Origin of the sequence: Streptomyces sp. ATexAB-D23, assembly GCF_000373645.1 — a bacterium.
Lineage (GTDB): Bacteria > Actinomycetota > Actinomycetes > Streptomycetales > Streptomycetaceae > Streptomyces > Streptomyces castrisilvae.
In genome coordinates this window covers 91,894-108,664 of the sequence record NZ_KB892001.1, presented here as the reverse complement: position 1 = coordinate 108,664, position 16,771 = coordinate 91,894, and the positions used below count along the sequence as shown (strand labels likewise).

Genomic DNA, 16,771 nt, shown 5'->3' with positions numbered 1-16,771 from the left:
GCGGCTTCCGGGGGTACCCCATAGGCTCGAACCGAGGAAGGGAGTCACCATGACGGTCGACCCGAGGGACCCCGAGACCTTCGAGGACGTCCAGCCGGACGAGCCCGACCAGGAGACACCCGACGCGGACGCCGCCGAGCAGCGGACGGATCTGCGCCCCGAGAGCGACGAAGCCCTCACGGACCACGACCGTGACGAGGTCAGCGAGGCCGATGCGGCGGAACAGGCCCGCGTCGTCCCCCAGGATGAGGACGATTACCGCTGATACGTCCCCATCTGCGCCGGGGGCGGGGCAGTGCATGGCTTCCGCAGCCGTCCGGTCCGTGAAATTCTGCGTCCGCGCCGCGCATACCGGGGTTACCCAAAAGTACGATGTCGGTAGGGCATGGCGTGTACGGAACGGCTGTGTCTGACCACGAATTTGGGAGGCGGCGTGACAGCCATCGAGCAGACCGAGGCGGCGCGCCCGCGGGGCACTCGCCTGCCCCGCCGCGCCCGACGCAACCAGCTGCTGGGAGCCGCGCAGGAGGTCTTCGTCGCGCAGGGCTACCACTCTGCGGCGATGGACGACATCGCGGAGCGGGCCGGGGTCAGCAAGCCGGTCCTCTACCAGCACTTCCCCGGCAAGCTGGAGCTGTATCTGGCCCTCCTCGACCAGCACTGCGAGTCACTGCTCCAGGCGGTGCGCACGGCGCTGGCGTCGACCACGGACAACAAGCTGCGCGTGGCCGCGACGATGGACGCGTACTTCGCGTACGTCGAGGACGAGGGCGGCGCCTTCCGGCTCGTCTTCGAGTCCGACCTGACCAACGAGCCCGCCGTCCGCGAGCGGGTGGACCGGGTCTCGCTCCAGTGCGCCGAGGCCATCTCCGACGTGATCGCGGGTGACACGGGCCTGTCCAAGGACGAGTCGATGCTGCTCGCGGTGGGTCTCGGCGGGGTGTCCCAGGTGGTCGCCCGCTACTGGCTCTCCAGCCGGTCGGCCATCCCGCGCGACACCGCGGTCCAGCTGCTGACCTCGCTGGCCTGGCGGGGCATCGCGGGATTCCCGCTGCACGGCATCGATCAGCACTGACCGCCGGGCGGCGCCCGCTGTTCGCTGCGGGCGTGGCCCGTGGCGCCCGGACAGGTCCCCTCAGCGGGCTAATGTGTGCTGCGTACGGCGCGGTTCACCGCGCAGGGACTGACCGTCGGAGGGACATAGCCGTGGAGGTCAAGATCGGGGTGCAGCACACGCCCCGGGAGATCGTTCTGGAGAGCGGGCTTTCCGCCGAAGAGGTCGAGAGCACGGTCGCCGAGGCTCTCGCCGGCAAGGCGCAGCTGCTCAGCCTCACGGACGAGAAGGGCCGCAAGGTCCTCGTGCCGGCCGACCGGATCGCCTACGTGGAGATCGGCGAGCCCAGCGCACGACGGGTGGGGTTCGGCACGCTGTAACGGCGTACTGACGCACAGGACACGGAGAGCGGCCCGGCGGGAGTCCCGCCGGGCCGCTCTCCGTATGCGCCCGTCCGCTCTCCGTGTGCCCGTCCGCCTGGCTGTGCGGCGGCTGAGCGAAGCCTGTGCGTGAAAGGATTGTGACCGGGCGCTCACGGGTAGTACGACCAGGACCGATATACCCGGCCCGTCGTCCTGCGAGGTGATCGTCTGTGATCCTGGAAACGCTGAGCGCCGTCGTGCTCGGGGTGGCCCTCTCCTGGGCGGCCCTGCGCTCGCTGCCCGGCCGCCTCCCGGCCCGTCGCACCGTGTTCGCCGCCGGGGCGCTCGGTGCCCTGTTCGGCACGTCCCTGATGCGTTCGGTGCTCGGCTCCGGCCATCCGGCGGTCACGGTGGTGGGCGCCGTGCTGATCGCGGCGGTGACGGTGTCCCTGCTGATCCGGCCGCGCAGCCGACAGCTGGGCCGGTCGGCCGCGGCCTGACGCCGGGGCCGGTCCGACCCCGACGGGCGGGACGCTAGGCGGCCAGCCCCAGGGCGGCCATCCGCTTGGTGTGCGCCTCGGTGATCCGCGAGAACATCCGGCCGACCTCGGCCAGGTCGAAGCCGTCGGCGACGCCGCCCACCAGCATGGTCGACAGCGCGTCACGGTCCGCGACCACGCGCTGCGCCTGCGAAAGCGCCTCACCCATCAGCCGCCGCGCCCACAGCGCGAGCCGGCCGCCGAGCCTCGGGTCCGCCTCGATCGCGGCGCGCACCTTCTCGACGGCGAAGTTGCCGTGGCCCGTGTCGTCGAGCACCGCGAGGACCAGGGAGCGGGTGTCGGAGTCGAGCCGGGCCGCGACCTCCCGGTAGAAGTCGCTGGCGATCGAGTCACCGACGTACGCCTTGACCAGGCCCTCCAGCCAGTCCGACGGCGCGGTCTGGCGGTGGAAGTCGTCCAGCGCCCTGGCGAACGGCTCCATCGCGCCGGTCGGCTCCACCTCGATGGCCGTCAGCCGCTCCGTCAGCCGCTCGAAGTGGTGGAACTCGGCGGACGCCATCTTCGCCAGCTCCGCCTTGTCGGCCAGGGTCGGCGCGAGTTTGGCGTCCTCGGCGAGCCGCTCGAAGGCCGCCAGCTCCCCGTAGGCGAGTGCTCCCAGCAGGTCGACCACGGCGGCCCGGTACTGCGGCTCCGCGGACGCGGTGGTCCAGTCCTGGTCGGCGATTTTGGTGGTCGCGGGGGCTTCAGTGGCGTTGTCAGGCGTCTCCATGCAGCGCAGAATAGCCCGCCCGGAGGGGAGCGGAACGGTCCGGCCGCCGGCCGGCGTCACACCCTCCCGACGAATTCGCCCAACACAGATGCGCGGATCCGGGGTACAGTGGTAATGCGCTTACTGAGCACTTTGCATCTGCTCGTGGCGCGAAATTGAATGAGGATGCCCGGTCGGTGGCCCGATCGGCTCCGACCTGACAGCCCTCCACGCGGTGCGTGCGACACGTACGACCGCACCATGAGGGGCCCCCTCAGCGGCACGAGCGCTCTGAGCGACGGCAGTGGTCCCGCGCCACCCGGCCCATCCCGGCCGGATGACCAACCCGGCACGGTACGACCCCCTTCGTTCGCCTCGGGCCGCGTCTCACAGAAGAGGCAGCACCCTGACTACGTTCCGAGACCTCGGGATTCTTTCCGAGACCGCCGAGGCCCTTGAGGCCGTCGGCATCACGTCCCCCTTCCCCATCCAGGAGCTCACGCTCCCCGTCGCCCTCTCCGGCTCCGATGTCATCGGGCAGGCCAAGACCGGCACCGGCAAGACCCTCGGTTTCGGTCTGCCGCTGCTGGAGCGCGTCACCGTCCTCGCCGATGTCGAGGCGGGCCGCGCCAAGCCCGAGGAGCTGACCGACGCCCCGCAGGCCCTCATCGTCGTGCCCACCCGCGAGCTGTGCCAGCAGGTCACCAACGACCTGCTGACCGCCGGCAAGGTGCGTAACGTCCGGGTCCTCGCGATCTACGGCGGCCGGGCGTACGAGCCGCAGGTCGAGGCCCTCAAGAAGGGCGTCGATGTGATCGTCGGCACCCCGGGCCGGCTGCTCGACCTGGCCGGCCAGCGCAAGCTCGACCTCTCCAAGGTCCGCGCGCTCGTCCTCGACGAGGCCGACGAGATGCTCGACCTGGGCTTCCTGCCCGACGTCGAGCGCATCATCACGATGCTGCCGGCCAAGCGCCAGACCATGCTGTTCTCGGCCACCATGCCGGGCGCGGTCATCTCCCTCGCGCGCCGCTACATGTCGCAGCCGACCCACATCAACGCCACCTCGCCCGACGACGAGGGCACGACCGTCAAGAACACGGCGCAGTACGTCTACCGCGCCCACTCGATGGACAAGCCCGAGATGGTCTCGCGCATCCTCCAGGCCAACGGCCGCGGGCTCGCGATGATCTTCTGCCGCACCAAGCGCACCGCGGCCGACATCGCCGAGCAGCTGGAGAAGCGCGGCTTCGCCTCCGGCGCGGTCCACGGCGACCTCGGCCAGGGCGCCCGCGAGCAGGCGCTGCGCGCCTTCCGCAACGGCAAGGTGGACGTGTTGGTCTGCACCGACGTCGCCGCTCGCGGTATCGACGTCGAGGGCGTCACGCACGTCATCAACTACCAGTCGCCCGAGGACGAGAAGACCTATCTGCACCGCATCGGCCGGACCGGCCGCGCGGGCGCCAAGGGCATCGCGATCACGCTGGTCGACTGGGACGACATCCCGCGCTGGCAGCTGATCAACAAGGCCCTGGACCTGAAGTTCCCGGACCCGGTCGAGACGTACTCCACCTCCCCGCACCTGTACGAGGAGCTCGACATCCCGGCCGGCACCAAGGGTGTCCTGCCGCGTGCCGAGCGGACCCGGGCCGGTCTGCGGGCCGAGGAGATCGAGGACCTCGGTGAGACGGGTGGCCGCGGCCGCAAGTCCGCCGCCCCGGCGCCCGCCGTCCGCGAGGAGCGCCCGCCGCGCACCCCGCGTCAGCGCCGTCGTACCCGTGGCGGCTCGGCCCTCGCCGAAGGCGCGGCGACCGTGCCCGCACCGGCCACCGAGGCCGTGACCGAGGCGGCGGCGCCCGCCGATGCCGTGGAGGGCCCGCGCACCCCGCGCCGCCGCCGGCGCACCCGCGTCGGTGCGGCGGACATCGCGGCCGAGGCAGCGGTCGCCGTGGCCGAGGCCCCCGCGGTCGTCGAGCCCGAGGCCGAGGCCGAGCCGAAGAAGCGCACCCGGACCAGGACGGCCAAGCCCAAGGCGGAGGCCGTCGTGGACGCCGTGGCCGAGCCCGTGGCCGCTGAGCCGGTGACCGACGAGACGGTGACCGAGGCGGCCAAGCCGCGTCGGCGCCGCGCCCGGGTGGCCAAGCCGGTGACCCAGGAGGCGGACTTCCAGACCGCGCCCGTGGCCGAGCCGGAGGCGCCCGCCGTCACCCGGCCGCGTCGCCGCGCCCGGGTGATCAAGCCGGCCGAGGACGAGGTCGACTTCCAGATCGCGCCGGTCTCCGAGCCCGAGCCGCCGCGCCGCCGCACCCGCGCGGTCTCGAAGCCCAAGACGGAGGCCGTGGCGGAGACCGCGACCGCCGAGGGCGAGGCCAAGCCGCGCCGGCGCCGGGCACCGCGCGCCGCCGCAGCGAAGGCCGAGAGCTAGGTCGGTCCGCGAAGTCCCCCCCGTACGCCCGGAGGGCGTGGCCCGCGGCAGGCCTCGTGGGCCGGGCGGGGCTTTGCGGACACGGTCCAGCGGACCACTCACCGCCTGCCGGACGGCCCCGGGGACTTCCCCCGGGGCCGTCCCGCGTACCCGGCCGCACAGGTTCTAACCTCGTCCCATGAGCAGGCCACCCACCTTCACCCCGCCCCCCTGCGCGCGGGCCCGCGCGCTGCACACCGCGCGCGGCGACTTCGCCGTGCTGGACGCCTCCCCGCCCGCCGCCCCGCGCGGCACCGCCCTGCTGGTGCCCGGATACACCGGCAGCAAGGAGGACTTCATCGCGCTGCTGGAACCCCTCGCGGACGCCGGATACCGTGCCGTCGCCGTCGACGGGCGCGGGCAGTTCGAGAGCCCGGGGACGGACCGCCGGGAGAGCTACGCCCAGGAGGAGCTGGCCCGTGACGTGCTCGCGCAGGCGGCCGCGCTCGGTGCGGGCGAGGACCCGGTGCATCTGGTGGGGCACTCGCTCGGCGGGCAGATCGGCCGGGCCGCCGTCCTCCTGGACGCCGCGCCGTTCCGTTCAGTGACCCTGATGTCGTCGGGGTCCGCCGCCGTGGTGGAGGCGCAGCGGGTCAAGCTGAAGATCCTGGGCGACGCGCTGGCGACCATGACCATGGACGACGTCTGGGCGGCGATGCGCGCCTTCGAACCGCCGGCCGAGGCGGACACGGACGGCGAGGACCTGCGGCGGCGCTGGCTGCGCCACCACCCGGCCCAGCTGATCGCCACCGGCCGCCTGCTGTCCACCGAGCCGGACCGGGTGGCCGAGCTCGCCGCCGCCGGGCTGCCGGTCCATGTGCTCTCCGGCGAGAGCGACGATGTGTGGCCGGTGCCGGTGCTGGACGAGATGGCGGTGCGGCTGGGCGCCCGCCGGACCCGGATCGAGGGTGCGGAGCACTCCCCCAACACGGACCGGCCGGACGCCACGGCCGCCGCGCTCGTCTCCTTCTGGGACGGCCTCTGAGGGCTGTCAGTACTGCGAGGGCTGTCAGTACTGCGCTTTGAGGTGCTGCCAGAAGCCGTCGCGCAGGGCCCTGCGCAGGGGGGCGTAGCCCCGCAGGGAGCGCTGGAGGAGGCGTTCGGCCTCGTTCAGCAGGTCCTGGTCGACGGAGCCCGGCAGATACGGATGGCCGGGCAGCAGGTCCGCCAGGGACTCGCGGCCCCGTGCGGCGAGCCAGGCACCGGCGATCTGTGCGCCGACGAAGCGGACGTCCTCGCGCGACGGCGCGGGGGCGTCGTCCTCGTAGGTGGTGACGGCGCGTCTGGTGACGTAGGGGCTGCAGAAGTCCAGGTCGAAGGTGCGCTGGCTGTCGACCTCCCAGAGCAGCGGCTCCGCCTGGTTGCGTCCCTCGCCCGCCTCGATGCCCCAGAGGTGGACCCGGGCGCCGTAGCCCTGGGCGGCCTCGACGGCCGGGACCAGGTCCTCGTCGCCGCCGATGAGCGCGGCGTCGCTGATGGCGCGGTGGCGGGCGAGGGACTCCAGGTCGGTGCGGATGAGGGAGTCGACGCCCTTCTGCTGGTTGTTGGCGTTGAGGTTGCCGAGTCTGACCTTGACGTCGGGCAGTTCGGCGATGGCCTGCTGCTCGGTGGTGTGGATGCGGCGTCTGGCTCCGTCGTACCAGTACACGCGGAGCAGTCTGCTGTCCGCGAAGATGGTGCGGGCCTTGTCGATGAAGGCCTCGATCAGCCCTTCGGCGTCGAGGTCGAAGGAGCGCCGGTCCTCGGTGCCGGTGACGAGCAGCCCGGCGGCGGCGTACACATAGCCCGCGTCCACGAAGATCGCGTGGGTCGAGGGGGTCTTCGAGACCTCGGCGAGCACCCGCTGGAGCAGGGTGTTGGTGCGGTCCAGCCGCTCGCCGATCTCCGCGTCGTTCATGCGGTTCCCGTCGGGGAGCCGGTCGTGCGCACACGCGTGATTACCCGCTGGTACTTAGACATCCAAAAAATTTCCTTAGCGTAGGGAATGTTTGCAGGGGGCAAGCCGTTGTATCCCCTGTGGAGCGCACGACAGCCATGCCTGGCGCTCCTCATCCTTGCGGACGGGAGACCGTCCTCCAGTAGTTCTCCAGCAGGAGGATCAGACGAAGGGAAGCCGTATGCGCTTCGAGATCATGCGACTCAGCGATGTCGACGGTACCGCCGTGGACAGCACTGTTGTGGACGCCGCCTCCGTCAACCGGATCGTGCAGCAGGCCGCCGCGACGGGCCAGCGCATCTATATCCGACCGGCCGAAAGTCCGGCTTCGTAACACCTTGTTGAGCACCTTGCCCAGCGCCTTGCCGATGTGAATTGTCGACGTGACGAAGACGAAGCGCCCCCGTACGGAATGTCCGTACGGGGGCGCTGTGGTGTGCGGGCCGGACACCGGGCCGGGGTCAGGCGCCCTGGATGACCTGGGTGACGCCGTTGATGATCTGCTGCACGGCGATGGCGGACAGCATCATGCCGGCCAGCCTGGTGACGAGCACGACGCCGCCGTCCTTGATGACCCGGATGATCAGCAGCGAGTAGCGCATGGTCAGCCAGAGCACGACGTGCATGGCGACGATCGCCGTCCAGACCGACACCTGGCCCGCCATGCTGTCGGCGTGCTGCACGGCGAGGATCACCGAGACGATCGCGCCGGGTCCCGCGAGCAGCGGCATGCCGAGCGGTACGAGGGCGACGTTGACGTCCTTGGTCTGCGTCGGTTCGTCGGTCTTGCCGGTCAGCAGGTCGAGCGCGATCAGCAGCAGGAGCAGCCCGCCGGCGATCATCAGCGCGGGGACGGAGACGTGCAGGTAGTCCAGGATCTGCTGGCCGAGCAGGCCGAAGACGGCGATCACGCCGAACGCGACGGCGACGGCCTGGAGGGCCATCCGGCGCTGCATCCGGGCGGGGCGGCCGGCGGTGAGAGCGAGGAAGATCGGGGTGATCCCCGGTGGATCCATAATCACAAAAAGGGTGAGAAAAAGGGATCCGAAGACAGCGACGTCGAACACGGTGAGCCTTGCGAGGAGAGAGCGGGAATGCGGAGGGTGGCCGCGGGGAAGAGGCGCGCCACAAGACCGCCGGGCGGTCCGGACGGACAGCCGGGGGCGGCCTGTGCGCGGGTGGGGGTGAGCGGTGCGAACGGGCGGGGCCCGTGTGCCGTTACGAGGCGGTGGGTCCGCCGGCGCCCGGCACCGGGAAGGCTCCCGTGGCGCGCCGGGTGATCTCGCCGTAGATCTCGGGGTCGGTGGTGTACGCGCCGAGCTCCACGGTCTTGCGGCTGCCGTGGTAGTCGCTGGAGCCGGTGGTCAGCAGCCCCAGCTCGCCGGCGAGTGCGCGCAGCCGGGTCCGGGTCGGCTCGTCGTGGTCCATGTGGTCGACCTCGATGCCGTCGAGCCCGGCGGCCGCCAGTTCGGCTATGGCGGACTCGGGGACCGTACGGCCGCGTTTGACGGCGGCCGGATGGGCGAGGACGGTGACGCCCCCGGCGGCCTTGACCAGCCGGACGGCGTCGAAGGGGTCCAGCTCGTGCTTGTCGGCGTACGCGCGTCCGCCGTCGCCGAGCCAGTCGGGCGTGAAGGCGTCGGAGACGGTCCCGACGACGCCGAGCTCGACCAGGGCGGTGGCGACGTGCGGCCGGCCGACCGAGCCGTCCCCGGCGATCCGGGCGACCTGCTCCCAGGTGACCGGCACGCCCAGCTCCTGGAGCTTGCGCACCATGGTCCGGGCGCGCGGCACCCGGTCGTCGCGCACCAGCTCGCGCTCGCGGGCGAAGGCGGGCTCGTCCGGGTCGAAGAGGTACGCCAGCATGTGCAGGCCCACGCCGCCGATGCGGCAGGACAGCTCGGCGCCGGTGACGAGCGTGAGCCCCTCGGGGAGTGCGCCGATCGCCTCGGCGTGGCCGCGCACGGTGTCGTGGTCGGTGAGGGCGACGACATCGAGGCCCGCGGCAGCGGCGTTGCCCACCAGCTCGGCGGGGGTGTCCGTACCGTCGGACGCGGTGGAGTGGGTGTGCAGGTCGATGCGCACGACACGGACTCCAGTGCTCGCGGCCGATAGGGGACACCCAAGGATAACCGGCGCGCGGGACCCCTCCGGCCCCGCTCAGGGCCCGGTCAGCAGGCGGGGCGTGAGCGCGCCGCAGGGCACCAGGTCGACCTCTCCCCCGGCGTCGCGCAGGTCGGTGAGGACCAGCTCGTCGTACATGAGGAGCCCGGACTGCTCGGGCCAGACGATGGCCCACAGCCACAGCCCGCGCGCCTCGCCCGCGAAGACGGCGCGGTCGGCGGGGGCGTCCTTGACGTGCCAGAGCGGCGTCGGGCGGCCCGCGGCGAGGACCTTGGCGTCCGGGGGGCCGTCCACCCGCAGTCCCGGCCCGGGGTCGGGCCCCTCGATCCCGGCGTACCGCGCCCCGAGTCCGACACCCAGCTCCTCGGCGACGAGCAGCAGCTCGCCCATGCCGCCGAGCGGTCCCGGCCCGGTGCAGGCGACGGCGGTGGCCCGGCCCCCGCTGCGGTCGTCGCCGGCACAGGCCACGCCCGTGAACAGCCAGCCCACCGGCAGCGGCCAGGGCATCCAGACGGGCACCTGCGCCCGGTGCACCACGACCCCGAGCGCCTCGACGCTCGGCGGGATGACCGGCTGGAGCGGGTGCACGCTGCCGTGCGCGTCGCACTGCCAGGTGTCGGCAAAGAGACCCGGCGCCCGGACCCGGCCTGCGCACTTCGGGCAACTTGGTTCGCCCCTCATACCGTCCAACGGTCCTCCCCGGCCGTCGCCGCGTCAAGGACGATCACTCCTCGGCCGAGCGGGATCGTTCCTGCTCCCACCGGCCAATTTAGATGTAGCTTGCACTCATTAGATCCTCTAACTTATTCTGTGCATAACACATCGATCTAGCGGAGAGCGAGAAGGCCCATGCGGAGCGAGGCCACACCGGGAGAGGATCCATTCGATCAGGAGACGGTCAGCCTCCTGCGCCAGCCGAAGGCGGTCTGGGCGACGGCAGGCGCGTCCGTCGTCGCGTTCATGGGAATCGGCCTGGTGGACCCGATCCTGCCGTCCATCGCCAAGGGACTGGAGGCGACACCGAGTCAGGTGTCGCTCCTGTTCACCTCGTACTTCCTGATCACCGCCGTCGCGATGCTCGTCACCGGATTCGTCTCCAGCCGCATCGGCGGCCGCAAGACGCTGCTGGCCGGACTGGCGCTCGTGGTGGTCTTCGCGGCCCTCTCCGGCACCTCGTCGTCCGTCGCCGAACTCGTCGGCTTCCGGGCCGGCTGGGGCCTGGGCAACGCCCTCTTCGTCTCGACCGCGCTCGCCGTGATCGTCGGCGCCGCGGCCGGCGGCAGCTCGGCGGCGATCCTGCTGTACGAGTCGGCGCTCGGCCTCGGCATGGCGTGCGGGCCCCTGCTCGGCGCGCTGCTCGGTGACGCCAGCTGGCGCTACCCGTTCTTCGGGACGGCCGCGCTGATGGCGATCGGCTTCGTCTGCATCACGGCCTTCCTGAAGGAACAGCCCAAGCCCGCCCGCAGGACGTCACTGCTCGACCCGGTCAAGGCCCTCGGCCACGGCGGGCTCGCCTCCGTCGCCGCCTCCGCGTTCTTCTACAACTACGCGTTCTTCACGATCCTGGCGTTCACGCCGTTCGTGCTGAACATGACGCCGTACAAGTCCGGTGCCGTCTTCTTCGCCTGGGGTCTGCTGCTCGCGGTCTTCTCGGTGCTCGTCGCGCCCCGGCTCCAGAGGCGCTTCGGCTCGCTGAAGGTGCTCGGCGCCTCGCTGGTGCTGCTCGCCGCCGACCTGGTGGTCCTCGGCTACGGCAGCCACACGACGGCCATCGTCTGCACCATCGTCTCCGGCGCCCTCATCGGCATGAACAACACCGTCTACACGGAGCTGGCACTCGGCGTCTCGGACGCCCCGCGCCCGGTGGCCAGCGCCGGCTACAACTTCGTCCGCTGGTTCGCCGCGGCGGCGGCGCCCTACCTGGCCCCCAAGATCGAGGAGTGGAGCAACATCCACATCCCGTTCGTCGTCGCCGCCGTCGCCGCGCTGCTGGGCGCCGTCGTGGTCCGGGTCAGGCGCTCCGCGCTGACCCACGAGGCCGAGGAGCTGGAGCCGAAGCACGCCACCGAGGACGGCGTCACCGTCTTCGCGGGCTGACCCCGTCAGTCCAGCGTCACCGAATGCCGCAGGGGGTCGCGCAGGTCCGTCCCCTGCGACAGCCATCTCTCCTGGAGCTCCTGCGCACCGCGGACCCGCTTCCAGGCGGCCTCGTTGTGCGTCATCGGCAGCAGCGGCAGGAAGCGCACCGGCTCCGCCGGCTCATCCAGTTCCAGGTCCGCCACCAGACCCCCGCCCTCCGCGACGAGCACCGAGGTGAACGGGGCCCCGGGCCACAGCGGTTCACCGACGTCCAGCGAGGCCCCGGGTGCCACAATCAGGCCCTCCACCTGGGGAGACGCCGCCAGCACCGCGAGCTTGCGCAGCACCTGGTCGGTGTCGGCGAGCCCGCCCCGTACCGACAGCACCAGCTCGGCGCGCGGGCCCTTCACCGGGTCGGCGAGAGCGGCGGTCGGATCGGACATCGGCTGGGCGGACATACCGAGCGTGGCGTACCGCACGATGTCGCCGTCGATGAATCGGAGTACCTCGATCCGGTCCGTCCCGAGAAACGTCACTGCCGCGCGTGCGTCCGGTTCGCCCAGGGCCGTCCGCAGACGCGCCTCGACCAGCGCAAGAATTTCTGCCATGCGGCGAGCATAGGACGCGTATGGAACGGGCAAAGGAAGGGATTGGCCCTTAACCGGCTGCTAGCCTGGGGTGCCGGCTGGGGCAGCACGCAGAAGCGTCGCTCTCAAGTCCCGGCGCAACGTCATCCCCCAAGGGGGACCGACCGGAGGAGGTGGGGCTGCGGTGGATCCAAGTCGACCGTGCAGTACCAACCGCTCTTCCGCTCGACACCTTTCCGCGTGAACTGACGCCTCCCCGGTCAGGGCCACGGCATTTCGCACGACGGAAGAGCACGTCTTTTTTTGCCTGTCTGTAGCGAACGCCGTCATCGCGCTGCCGCGGTGCCGCCCGCTTTGCGGATGTGAGCCCACGTCCCCATTCCGGGCTGTTCCACGCCCTCGCCGACGGCCCTCCGTGAAGGAGCCAGCCATGTCGATGATCCGCGACCTGCGCGCCGTCGTGCGCCCGTCCCTGCGCAGGACCACCACCCTGCACAACAGTTACGACGCCACCCGCGACCCCTCCGCCTCCAGCGCGGTCGTCGACTGCGCGGTCTACCGCGACGGCCGTCGCATCGTCGAGGAGGACGGCACCTGCCGCACGCCGCACGAGGCGATGCTCCGGGTGCGGGAGAGCGGCGGTTTCGCCTGGATCGGCCTGCACGAGCCGACCGAGGAGGAATTCGCGGGCATCGCCCGGGAGTTCGGGCTGCACCCGCTGGCCGTGGAGGACGCCGTCCACGCCCACCAGCGGCCCAAGCTGGAGCGGTACGACGACACCCTGTTCACCGTCTTCAAGACCATCCACTACGTCGAGCACACCGAACTGACCACGACCAGCGAGCTCGTGGAGACCGGCGAGGTCATGTGCTTCACCGGCCGGGACTTCGTCATCACCGTGCGGCACGGCGGCCACGGCTCGCTGCGGGCGCTGCGCCACCGCCTGGAGGAGGACCCCGAGCTGCTCGCCAAGGGCCCCTCCGCGGTGCTGCACTCCATCGCCGACCACGTCGTGGACGGATACATCGCGGTGGTGGGCGCGGTGCAGGACGACATCGACGAGGTGGAGATCGAGGTCTTCTCCACCCCGGACAAAGGCAGTTCGCGCGGCTCGGACGCGGGCCGGATCTACCAGCTCAAGCGCGAGGTGCTGGAGTTCAAGCGCGCCGTCTCGCCGCTGCTGCGCCCCATGCAGCTGCTCAGCGAACGGCCGATGCGGCTGATCGACCCCGACATCCAGAAGTACTTCCGGGACGTCGCGGACCATCTGGTGCGGGTCCAGGAAGAGGTCATCGGCTTCGACGAGCTGCTGAACTCCATCCTCCAGGCCAATCTGGCGCAGGCGACCGTCGCGCAGAACGAGGACATGCGCAAGATCACGTCCTGGGCGGCCATCGTCGCCGTACCGACGATGATCTGCGGGGTCTACGGCATGAACTTCACCAACATGCCGGAGGTGCACTGGCGGTACGGCTACCCCATGGTGATGGGCGTCATCGCTGGGGTCTGCTTCTCCATCCACCGCATGCTCAAGCGCAATGGCTGGCTCTGACGTCCTCCCCGGTACCGGACGTTCTAAGCTCTGCCCATGACTGCTGCTGACACGCTGCTCGGGACGGCCCTCGTCGAGGAGGCCACGAAGAAGTCGGGCCTCATCTGGGTGCGCGGCACCGGCCCCGCGCGGGCGCTGTGGCACGTGTGGCACGAGGGGGCGGCGCATCTGGTCGGTGACGGCCCGGGTGAGCAGCCGTTCCCGGCCGGCCTCACCGACGGCGCCACCGCGGAGGTGACCGTCCGCAGCAAGGACAAGGGCGGCCGCCTCGTCGTCTGGTCGGCATCGGTGACCGAGCCGGCGCCGCACTCAGAGGAGTGGGAGGCCGCGGTCGCCGAGCTGAAGGGCAAGCGGCTGAACGCCCCGGACGCGGAGCGGATGACGGAGCGGTGGGCCCGCGAGTGCCGGATCGTACGGCTCACGCCCCGCGACGTCCGCACCGGGCTGCCGGACACCTCGGGGGCGGCCGCGCCGCTGCCCACCCCGGCGACGACCCGGCTCCCGGTCCCGGCGGGCCTGCCCCGCCTCCTGAAGCGCTCGCTGCGCAAGTAGCCCGGTTACGAGGAGGGCGACGTCTTCGGCAGCTGCTTGCCGTAGTCGACCGTCTCGTCCTCGGCGGGGGCCTTGAGCGTGAAGTCCTTGCCCCAGTCGGCCAGCGTGACCACGCCCCCGCCGCCGCCCCGGGCGAAGCGCAGCGGATACGGCTTGCCCTCCAGCGACACGTCCAGCGCGCCACCCTTGCCCTCGCCGCCCATGATCCGTACGGTGCGCACCCCGGCGACCTTGTCGCGGTCGCCCTTGGTCAGCTCGCCGTGCAGCGTGAGCAGCCCGTCGAGCAGCACCTTCTTGTCGGTGAAGCCGCTCAGCTGCTTGTACGTGGGGTCGTCCTCGGGGACCTTGACGTACTTGTCCTCCAGCTTGTCCGCCGCCGAGGCGCCGTCGGCCCCGTCCTTCTCGTCGTGGCTCCAGAAGCCGGCGTCGGCCTTGAGGTAGAGCTCGTCACCGATCCGCAGCAGCGCGAAGGTGCTGTTCTTCGAGGTGACGGAGCCCGCGCCGCCCTTGTTCTTGAGCCGCATGTCGATCTTGTACGTGCCGCCCTTGCTCACCAGCGTGCCGGCGAGGCGCACCGCGTCCGCGGCGTCGGCCGCGGCCTGTGCCTTCTTCTCGATCTCCGGTGCGGAGAGTTTGCCGACTCCGTTGGTCCCCTCGTCCGGGTCCTCACCCCCGCACGCGGCCAGGGCCGCGGTCAGCCCCGCGCAGAGCACGACGGCGAGCGGGACGGTCCGGCGGCGGGCCCGGACGGACGGCACGAAAGAGGTCACAGGCGCACTGCCTCTCATCTTCATGGTGGGGGTGGCAGACGGCAGCGTACCCGGGCGGCCTACGCCATTGGGCGCAGAGCCGTACGGACGGTCCACCGGGGCGGTCCGCAGGGGTACGGGCTAGCCTGATCACGTCATAACAGAGCAATAACTGTCGGAAGCGGACGACCCGCGCGGCCCGACGCGAGCGAGGAGGCACAGGCATGACACCGGTCACGCCCCGCGTCTTCGTCTCGCACCTGTCCGGTGTGCCGGTCTTCGATCCCAACGGCGACCAGGTGGGCCGCGTCCGTGACCTGGTCGCGATGCTCCGGGTCGGCGGCCGCCCGCCCCGACTGCTCGGCATGGTGGTCGAGGTGGTGAGCCGGCGACGGATCTTCCTGCCGATGACCCGGGTGACGGGCGTCGAGTCGGGGCAGGTGATCACCACAGGCGTGGTCAACATGCGGCGCTTCGAACAGCGGCCCACCGAACGCCTGGTGCTCGGCGAGTTCCTCGACCGCCGGGTGCGCCTGGTGGAGACGGACGAGGAGGTCACCATCCTGGACGTGGCGATCCAGCAGCTGCCGGCCCGCCGGGACTGGGAGATCGACAAGTACTTCGTCCGCAAGGGCCGCGGCGGGGCACTGCGCCGCAAGGGCGAGACGCTGACCGTCGAGTGGTCGGCGGTGAAAGGTTTCTCCCTGGAGGAGCACGGTCAGGGCGCCGAGTCGCTGGTGGCCACCTTCGAGCGGCTGCGCCCCGCCGACGTCGCCAACGCCCTGCACCACCTGTCGCCGAAGCGCCGGGCGGAGGTCGCCGCGGCGCTGGACGACGACCGGCTCGCCGACGTCCTGGAGGAGCTGCCCGAGGACGACCAGATCGAGATCATCGGCAAGCTCCAGGAGGAGCGCGCGGCGGACGTCCTGGAGGCGATGGACCCGGACGACGCGGCCGACCTGCTCTCCGAACTGCCGGAGGAGGACAAGGAACGGCTGCTGACGCTGATGCGGCCGGGCGACGCGGCGGACGTGCGGCGCCTGATGTCCTACGAGGAACGCACGGCGGGCGGACTCATGACGACCGAGCCGGTCATCCTGCGCCCGGACGCCACCGTCGCCGACGCGCTGGCCCGCGTCCGCCGTTCCGACCTGTCCCCGGCGCTCGCCGCGCAGGTGTACGTGTGCCGGTCGCCGGACGAGACGCCGACCGGGAAGTACCTGGGCACCGTGCACTTCCAGCGGCTGCTGCGCGACCCGCCGTTCACCCTGGTCAGCTCGCTCCTCGACAGCGACCTGGTGCCGCTGCCGCCGGACACCCCGCTGTCGGTGGTGACCAGTTATCTGGCGGCGTACAACCTGGTGTCGGTGCCCGTGGTGGACGAGAGCGGCTCGCTGCTCGGCGTGGTGACCGTGGACGACGTCCTGGACCACCTGCTGCCCGACGACTGGCGCGAGACCGACTTCCACGGCCGGGAGGGGGTGCTCCGTGGCCGCTGAGGACCGTGCCAGGACGTCGACCGGCGCGACGGCGCTGACCCGTACGCCCAGGACCCGGCTCGACCAGCCGAGGGCGCCGCGCCGGAAGCTGCTGCCGGAGTACGACCCCGAGGCGTTCGGCCGGTTCTCGGAGCGCATCGCGCGCTTCCTGGGCACGGGCCGGTTCATCGTCTGGATGACGCTGATCATCATCGTGTGGGTGGCGTGGAACATCTTCGCCCCGGCCGGCGTCCGGTTCGACGAATACCCGTTCATCTTCCTCACCCTGATGCTCTCGCTCCAGGCCTCGTACGCGGCCCCGCTGATCCTGCTCGCGCAGAACCGGCAGGACGACCGCGACCGCGTCACGCACGAGCAGGACCGCAAGCAGAACGAGCGCTCCATCGCCGACACCGAGTACCTGACCAGGGAGATCGCGGCACTGCGGATGGGGCTGGGCGAGGTCGCCACCCGGGACTGGATCCGCTCCGAACTGGAGGACCTGGTGAGGGATCTGGACGACCGGCGCGCGCTGACGTCCGCGGAGAGTGACGAAGACCGCTGACGGCCCTACCCACGCGTACGGTAC

19 protein-coding genes are annotated in these 16,771 nt (G+C 71.4%); 12 read left to right on the top strand and 7 right to left on the bottom strand.

Translation table 11 applies throughout. From position 1 onward, the window contains the following. Window positions 1-49: 49 nt before the first annotated feature. The 4 genes from B082_RS0100495 to B082_RS0100480 all read left to right on the top strand — a co-directional run bounded on the left by B082_RS0100495 (window position 50) and on the right by B082_RS0100480 (window position 1,916). Complete coding sequence (locus B082_RS0100495; RefSeq protein ID WP_018549860.1) at window positions 50-265, top strand: hypothetical protein; 216 nt, start codon at window positions 50-52, stop codon at window positions 263-265. Window positions 266-433: 168 nt separating this feature from the next. Further along, complete coding sequence (locus tag B082_RS0100490; protein ID WP_018105511.1) at window positions 434-1,075, top strand: TetR/AcrR family transcriptional regulator; 642 nt, start codon at window positions 434-436, stop codon at window positions 1,073-1,075. A gap of 131 nt (window positions 1,076-1,206) precedes the next feature. Then, entirely contained in the window at window positions 1,207-1,434 is a 228-nt protein-coding gene (locus B082_RS0100485; RefSeq protein ID WP_018549859.1) for a DUF3107 domain-containing protein, read from the top strand. Window positions 1,435-1,646: 212 nt separating this feature from the next. Further along, window positions 1,647-1,916, top strand: a complete 270-nt coding sequence (locus tag B082_RS0100480; protein WP_018549858.1) for a hypothetical protein — start codon at window positions 1,647-1,649, stop codon at window positions 1,914-1,916. Window positions 1,917-1,950: 34 nt separating this feature from the next. Here B082_RS0100480 and B082_RS0100475 read toward each other — a convergent pair whose 3' ends face one another. After that, on the bottom strand, window positions 1,951-2,685 hold the full coding sequence (locus tag B082_RS0100475) for a ferritin-like fold-containing protein (RefSeq protein ID WP_026249270.1): 735 nt from the start codon (window positions 2,683-2,685) through the stop codon (window positions 1,951-1,953). Window positions 2,686-3,001: 316 nt separating this feature from the next. Between B082_RS0100475 and B082_RS0100470 the strand changes: the two genes are divergently transcribed. After that, the gene (locus B082_RS0100470; protein ID WP_202453309.1) at window positions 3,002-5,086 is read left to right on the top strand and encodes a DEAD/DEAH box helicase; all 2,085 of its coding nucleotides are present in this window, start codon (window positions 3,002-3,004) and stop codon (window positions 5,084-5,086) included. A 178-nt stretch (window positions 5,087-5,264) separates the two neighbouring features. Beyond that, on the top strand, window positions 5,265-6,110 hold the full coding sequence (locus tag B082_RS0100465) for an alpha/beta fold hydrolase (RefSeq protein ID WP_018549855.1): 846 nt from the start codon (window positions 5,265-5,267) through the stop codon (window positions 6,108-6,110). A gap of 24 nt (window positions 6,111-6,134) precedes the next feature. On the opposite strand, the gene B082_RS0100460 is transcribed toward B082_RS0100465, so the two are convergent. Continuing rightward, window positions 6,135-7,022, bottom strand: coding sequence for an NYN domain-containing protein (locus tag B082_RS0100460; protein WP_018549854.1), 888 nt, complete (start codon window positions 7,020-7,022; stop codon window positions 6,135-6,137). 220 nt (window positions 7,023-7,242) lie between these two features. Here B082_RS0100460 and B082_RS39395 point away from each other — a divergent pair, with 220 nt between their 5' ends. Continuing rightward, on the top strand, window positions 7,243-7,395 hold the full coding sequence (locus B082_RS39395) for a hypothetical protein (protein WP_018549853.1): 153 nt from the start codon (window positions 7,243-7,245) through the stop codon (window positions 7,393-7,395). 127 nt (window positions 7,396-7,522) lie between these two features. Here the strand turns inward: B082_RS39395 and B082_RS0100450 are convergent, their stop codons facing one another. The 3 genes from B082_RS0100450 to B082_RS0100440 form a co-directional block, all read right to left on the bottom strand. Next, window positions 7,523-8,128: a MarC family protein gene (locus tag B082_RS0100450; protein WP_026249268.1), complete on the bottom strand. Its 606-nt coding sequence runs from the start codon at window positions 8,126-8,128 to the stop codon at window positions 7,523-7,525. A gap of 151 nt (window positions 8,129-8,279) precedes the next feature. After that, on the bottom strand, window positions 8,280-9,146 hold the full coding sequence (locus B082_RS0100445) for a PHP domain-containing protein (RefSeq protein ID WP_018549851.1): 867 nt from the start codon (window positions 9,144-9,146) through the stop codon (window positions 8,280-8,282). A 75-nt stretch (window positions 9,147-9,221) separates the two neighbouring features. Beyond that, window positions 9,222-9,866 (bottom strand): DUF6758 family protein, encoded by a 645-nt coding sequence (locus B082_RS0100440; RefSeq protein ID WP_026249267.1) that lies wholly within the window; start codon window positions 9,864-9,866, stop codon window positions 9,222-9,224. 168 nt (window positions 9,867-10,034) lie between these two features. Between B082_RS0100440 and B082_RS0100435 the strand changes: the two genes are divergently transcribed. Beyond that, on the top strand, window positions 10,035-11,282 hold the full coding sequence (locus B082_RS0100435; protein ID WP_018549849.1) for an MFS transporter: 1,248 nt from the start codon (window positions 10,035-10,037) through the stop codon (window positions 11,280-11,282). A 5-nt stretch (window positions 11,283-11,287) separates the two neighbouring features. On the opposite strand, the gene B082_RS0100430 is transcribed toward B082_RS0100435, so the two are convergent. Next, complete coding sequence (locus B082_RS0100430; RefSeq protein ID WP_026249266.1) at window positions 11,288-11,872, bottom strand: suppressor of fused domain protein; 585 nt, start codon at window positions 11,870-11,872, stop codon at window positions 11,288-11,290. Between the two features lie 409 nt (window positions 11,873-12,281). Between B082_RS0100430 and B082_RS0100425 the strand changes: the two genes are divergently transcribed. Together B082_RS0100425 and B082_RS0100420 are read left to right on the top strand one after the other, a co-directional pair. Then, entirely contained in the window at window positions 12,282-13,403 is a 1,122-nt protein-coding gene (locus tag B082_RS0100425; RefSeq protein ID WP_018549847.1) for a magnesium and cobalt transport protein CorA, read from the top strand. A gap of 36 nt (window positions 13,404-13,439) precedes the next feature. After that, window positions 13,440-13,955 carry a hypothetical protein gene (locus B082_RS0100420; protein WP_018549846.1) on the top strand — a complete coding sequence of 172 codons (516 nt, stop codon included), beginning with the start codon at window positions 13,440-13,442 and terminating at the stop codon, window positions 13,953-13,955. A 5-nt stretch (window positions 13,956-13,960) separates the two neighbouring features. Here the strand turns inward: B082_RS0100420 and B082_RS0100415 are convergent, their stop codons facing one another. Beyond that, entirely contained in the window at window positions 13,961-14,725 is a 765-nt protein-coding gene (locus B082_RS0100415; RefSeq protein ID WP_018549845.1) for a hypothetical protein, read from the bottom strand. Window positions 14,726-14,928: 203 nt separating this feature from the next. Here B082_RS0100415 and B082_RS0100410 point away from each other — a divergent pair, with 203 nt between their 5' ends. Together B082_RS0100410 and B082_RS0100405 are read left to right on the top strand one after the other, a co-directional pair. Then, the gene (locus B082_RS0100410) at window positions 14,929-16,203 is read left to right on the top strand and encodes a magnesium transporter MgtE N-terminal domain-containing protein (protein WP_018549844.1); all 1,275 of its coding nucleotides are present in this window, start codon (window positions 14,929-14,931) and stop codon (window positions 16,201-16,203) included. Beyond that, a complete protein-coding gene (locus B082_RS0100405) occupies window positions 16,193-16,747 on the top strand; it encodes a DUF1003 domain-containing protein (RefSeq protein ID WP_018549843.1) in 555 nt (184 codons plus the stop codon). The genes B082_RS0100410 and B082_RS0100405 overlap by 11 nt, the downstream gene beginning before the upstream one ends. Window positions 16,748-16,771 lie beyond the last annotated feature (24 nt).